The sequence below is a fragment of the Mesobacillus sp. genome (assembly GCF_049588175.1).
GTDB lineage: Bacteria > Bacillota > Bacilli > Bacillales > Cytobacillaceae > Mesobacillus.
In genome coordinates this window covers 1-4,944 of sequence record NZ_JBAVFI010000461.1, presented here as the reverse complement: position 1 = coordinate 4,944, position 4,944 = coordinate 1, and the positions used below count along the sequence as shown (strand labels likewise).

The window sequence follows — 4,944 nt, the reverse complement described above, 5'->3', positions numbered from 1 at the left end:
GGCTGTATGCCCTTTCCACTATCCGTAATTGAAATAAGAATTGTATCTTCCACTTTTGTTAATTCAACAATAATCTCACCAGGTGAATCCATGGCATCAATTGCGTTCATCAGTAAATTTATAAATACTTGTTTCAATTTGTCCCCATCACAAAGAAACATAGCATCACTGAGATTTGAGCGTTTGATAATCTCGATACATTTTTTCGCTGCTTCAGCCATCAGCAAGGTGATTGCATGATCAGCCAGACAATTTAAATCAAATGAACTAAAATCGGATTTATGCGGTTTAGCCATCATCATTAATTCTTTTGAAACCGCCTCGATTCTTTTTATTTCCTCTTCCATGATTGCTAAATAGCTATGGTTCATTTTCGTTTCAGCCTTCATGAGGTGGATAAAACCCTTCAAGCTTGTTAAAGGATTTTTAATTTCATGTGCGATGCCTGCCGCAAGCTGACCAACAACATTCAATTTTTCATACTCAAGAATAAAATGCTCTGCTTTAATTTTGGCAGAAACATCACTTGTTACCGAAAATAATTCGAAAGGTTTATTCGTTTCAGGGTGCCTGATTACAGAAATTTGTGAATTCACCCAAATATACACTCCGTCTTTCCGCTTTATGCGATAAGTAAGGCAGCAAATCCCCTCTCCTTCAGGCATGGCAATGCTCGAAATTCTTTTGTAATCATCAGCATGTACAAATAAGGTGTATAGTTTGCCGATTAGTTCGGAAGGATCGTATCCAAGCATGGTGGCAACAGAAGGAGAAACATACTTAATAAGACCCTCCGGTGTACGCTTGCATATAAAATCCATAGCTGGTTCAACCCAGATATTTTCGTTAGGTTTTGCAAGTTTATTTAATTTATTTTCCAAACTAGACACAAGAATACTCATATACTGCCTCCTTTCTTAGATTTTACTGAATATTTTTATAAGTTACAAATACTAAATGTTAATTTCCTGTTAATTAGGATATTTTTACCATTGGGAAAATTTCTGCGAAGTCGCCAAATTATTCAGTTTGTAAAAATCTGAATTTTCTAATATAATTAACCGTAAACTTCATACTTTATGTAAAAGTTTCATACATTATTATCAAACGTATTAATTTTCACCTTTAACTTATCTCAATATGGTATAATTAATTTTAAATTTAAAAAGCTGAGGTGGTATGATGGGGCAATCTATCGTATCAAGAATGTAACAGCCATAAGCGCGGAAGCAACAGCATAACAGGATCAAGGCCCTGGCTGTCACAGCCGCACGGAATGGGCCGTTCTGAATCTTGAACAAATGAATCATTACACTAAAAAACAGAGCTTGTTTTACAGGCTTAAATTTTCAGATTATCAGGAGGTGACTCCTTACCCGTAAATTGCGGGTTAAGGGAATTTATTTGGACATATTTAACTTGGTTATGATAGCCATTTTAATTGCTTTAACGGCATTTTTCGTCGTATCAGAATTTGCGATTGTTAAAGTGAGAAGTTCCAGAATTGATCAATTAATAGAAGAAGGCAACAAAAAGGCCATAGCTGCAAAGAAGGTAATTTCAAAATTGGATGAGTATTTATCCGCTTGCCAGCTTGGAATTACAGTTACCGCTCTAGGAATAGGCTGGCTTGGTGAACCGACGATTGCTTCAATGCTTCGCCCAGTGTTTCACAGTCTGGATATTCCAGAATCATTTAGCCACGTTTTGGCAGTAGGAATATCGTTTGCCATTATCACATTTCTGCACGTGGTAGTCGGAGAATTGGCCCCGAAAACGTTAGCGATTCAAAAAGCAGAGTGGGTTTCACTTAACATAGCTCGTCCACTGATCTTGTTCTATAAAATAATGTACCCTTTCATCTGGGCATTGAACGGATCTGCACGACTGGCTACAGGCCTTGTTGGATTAAAGCCTGCTTCCGAGCATGAATTGGCACATTCTGAAGAGGAACTTCGCATCATCCTTTCTGAGAGCTTAAAAAGTGGTGAAATCAACCAGTCAGAGTTTAAGTATGTAAACAAAATCTTCGAATTCGACAACCGGATCGCCAAGGAAATCATGGTACCCCGCACGGAAATTATCTCTCTGTCTAGAGAAGACACGCTGGAGACTTTCCTTCAGGTTGTAAAGGAAGAAAAATTCACACGCTATCCAATCATTGATGGAGACAAGGACCACATCGTTGGGTTAGTCAATATAAAAGAAGTAATGACGGACTTGATTGATGAAGAAGGCCGTGCCAAAAAAACGCTAGATTCATATATTCGTCCAATCATCAGGGTTATTGACAGCATTCCTATCCATGATTTGCTTGTCAAAATGCAAAAGGAACGAATTCATATGGCCATCTTAATGGATGAGTATGGTGGTACTTCCGGGCTTGTAACTGTTGAGGATATTCTGGAAGAAATCGTCGGTGAAATCCGCGATGAGTTTGACATGGATGAGATTCCAATGGTCCGCAAGATCAAGGAAAGCCATTATATTATTGATGCCAAGGTTCTTGTGGGCGAGGTTAATGACCTTTTTGGCCTTGATATTAATGATGAAGATGTCGATACGATTGGCGGCTGGATGCTTACGGAGAATTATGAAGTGAAGCAGGGCGATATTGTCAGCTGCAGCCCTTACCTCTTCAAAATCATTGAGATGGAAGATCACCACATAAAATATATCGAAGTAACAAAGCAGCAGGAATCTGAAAAACCAGCAGAAAACTTTTTGTTGAATCAGACAGAAGTGTTATCATAACGAAACCCGGCAGAATATCACTGCCGGGTTTTTGTTTTCGATCCTAATTCTCAAGCTTCCAGGTTTGGACATCGTCTGCTTCGATAATGCCCATCACAACATCATCCACATCCGGATCGGCCAGGACCTTATCCCTAACCCTGAATTTAATATCATCTGCATCTGCAAGGGTAAGACCTTTACGAAGCTCCAGATAGCTTTCGACGTGATATTGTCTGCCTTCCTGGATAATCCTTAATTTGTTGATATCGACTACATCTCTATCCGAAAGGATGGTTTTTGCAATTCTGTCTTCCAGATCTTTTGGGGCAGCTACACCTATAAGGCCGATTGTATTCTCATACCCAATCTTTAAAGCAATGCCTACGAGCAGAAGCCCAATCAGCAGTGTCCCTAGTCCATCGAGAAAATAATAGCCTGTAACGTCTGCCAGTACGATTGAAGCCAGAGCCAGCAGCGCTCCAAACGTAGCAATCAAATCTTCGTAAAATACCAGCCTTGTCGGCGGTGCTGCGCGATTGACATTCTTAAAAGCATTAGCAATCAGCCCGGTCCCGTTTCCTTCTGTTCGCGTTTCATGTGCAATTTCCTTCATTGCCTTTATGAGAATTGACCCATCCACAAGTACCGCCAATCCCATTATTCCAACATTAAGCCAGAGGTTGGTTGAGGCTTTCGGGTGCTGAATCAGTTCCCACCCTTTGAGAATAGTCTCGTATGCCATTATTGAAATGATGATTACGGCAATGAGAACAAATAAATTCACGACTCTTCCGAATCCCATTGGGAAACGTTTTGTTGCCTCTTTTTCAGAAATCGAACTTCCGATAAAAACAAAGAATTGATTCAATGCGTCTGCGACTGAGTGTAGAGTCGTAGCAAGCATCGTTCCACTTCCGCTGATTCCTGCCGCTACTCCTTTCACAACCGCAAGAAACGTATTTCCGATTGCCGCAATACCGGATGATTTATTGCCTCTCTTAAAAAATTCGACAACTGAAGCCATTCATTCACCTGCTTTTTTGATTTATTTATTTACGAGTTAAATGTTCTTTTACATTTTTCACATTATAGGTATCTTTAAACATTTAATTTCAGCAATCACCAAGTACTGATACAAAACAAATACCCATTGAGGAGTCTCAATGGGGTTTCTTTTGTTATGGCTCTGTTAAAAAAGGCTGTTGATTTTCGTTCCAGGCGCTTCGCTTCCCACTACAATCAACTGGTTTTATAAAAACAACAGTTAGCGTTAACAGAGCCTTTGTTGAATAACCTAACATTACTTTTCTCTCATGGCCTGTTTCTACTTGCTTCTGTCATCCACTTGTTGTATGCATTAAAGCGCTGCTTTATATTTAGAAAAATGTCTTCGATCAATAGCTCGATTCCGATGGATGTAAGCGAGAATATATTTGCATAGTGTTTCTTGACTTCCCATTTTAGTTCATGCTTGCCGCAAATGCTGTATTTATTTACTTCTTCCATCTCTTTGCTCAGCAATGCAAGCCGCTGTTCCTTTTCGTGCTCAGGAAGAATGATTATTTCATCTATTTTTTCTATATATTCTAGGGACTTGATGATTTTCGAATGTACCTCATCATGTGTCTTTTGATCAACTAGTTCATACTTAAGTTTGAAAGCATTCAGTTTTTTGGCTGACTCATAAGTTGAGTTGACGATCTCATCTCTGCTCATATAATCTGTTTCAAAGCTGAGCATGTATTTCCAGGATGGCTGGGTGATTGCTTTGCGATGATCTTCAAAAGTGTGGCAAAATTTCTTGTATCCATATTTCTCGGGATTTTCGAATGCCGGGCTTGCCGGATCCAGGAAGGGTGCTAGAGGTGCGACAAAGTAAGAAAGCCTTGAATCCTGACCGCACGCGATGTGAATCTTTTCGCAAAAATCAACATTACTGAGCGCACTTTGGTAATCCTGATGCGGAATGCCAACCATGAAAAAGATATCTATTTTTTTGCAGCTATGCTTTAAAGCTGATTGAAGGGTTTCAATAACCTTGGCATTCGTACAATTAAATTTGCCATTGTAGCGGCGGATTTTTTCATCATAAGTTTCTAACGTGAGTTCTATGCTGTATTTAGGTACAACCTTTTCAATCTTCTCAAAGAAGTCCTCGTTCGCATATTGGAATAACTCAAAAACCAGTTCATTCTTAAGTTTGATTTT

General features: G+C 39.3%; 3 protein-coding genes and 1 pseudogene. 1 reads left to right on the top strand and 3 read right to left on the bottom strand.

The features are described from left to right. Positions 1–902 (bottom strand): PAS domain-containing protein (locus tag WB217_RS11290; protein WP_423993327.1); only part of this gene is annotated, 902 nt, incomplete at its 3' end. A gap of 502 nt (positions 903–1,404) precedes the next feature. On the opposite strand from WB217_RS11290, the gene WB217_RS11285 reads away from it, so the two are divergent. Beyond that, positions 1,405–2,754 carry a hemolysin family protein gene (locus WB217_RS11285; protein ID WP_423993326.1) on the top strand — a complete coding sequence of 450 codons (1,350 nt, stop codon included), beginning with the start codon at positions 1,405–1,407 and terminating at the stop codon, positions 2,752–2,754. A 43-nt stretch (positions 2,755–2,797) separates the two neighbouring features. Here the strand turns inward: WB217_RS11285 and WB217_RS11280 are convergent, their stop codons facing one another. Next, positions 2,798–3,760 carry a cation diffusion facilitator family transporter gene (locus WB217_RS11280; RefSeq protein WP_423993325.1) on the bottom strand — a complete coding sequence of 321 codons (963 nt, stop codon included), beginning with the start codon at positions 3,758–3,760 and terminating at the stop codon, positions 2,798–2,800. A gap of 287 nt (positions 3,761–4,047) precedes the next feature. Continuing rightward, positions 4,048–4,944, bottom strand: a pseudogene (locus WB217_RS11275) (TIGR04190 family B12-binding domain/radical SAM domain protein); the annotation flags it as partial.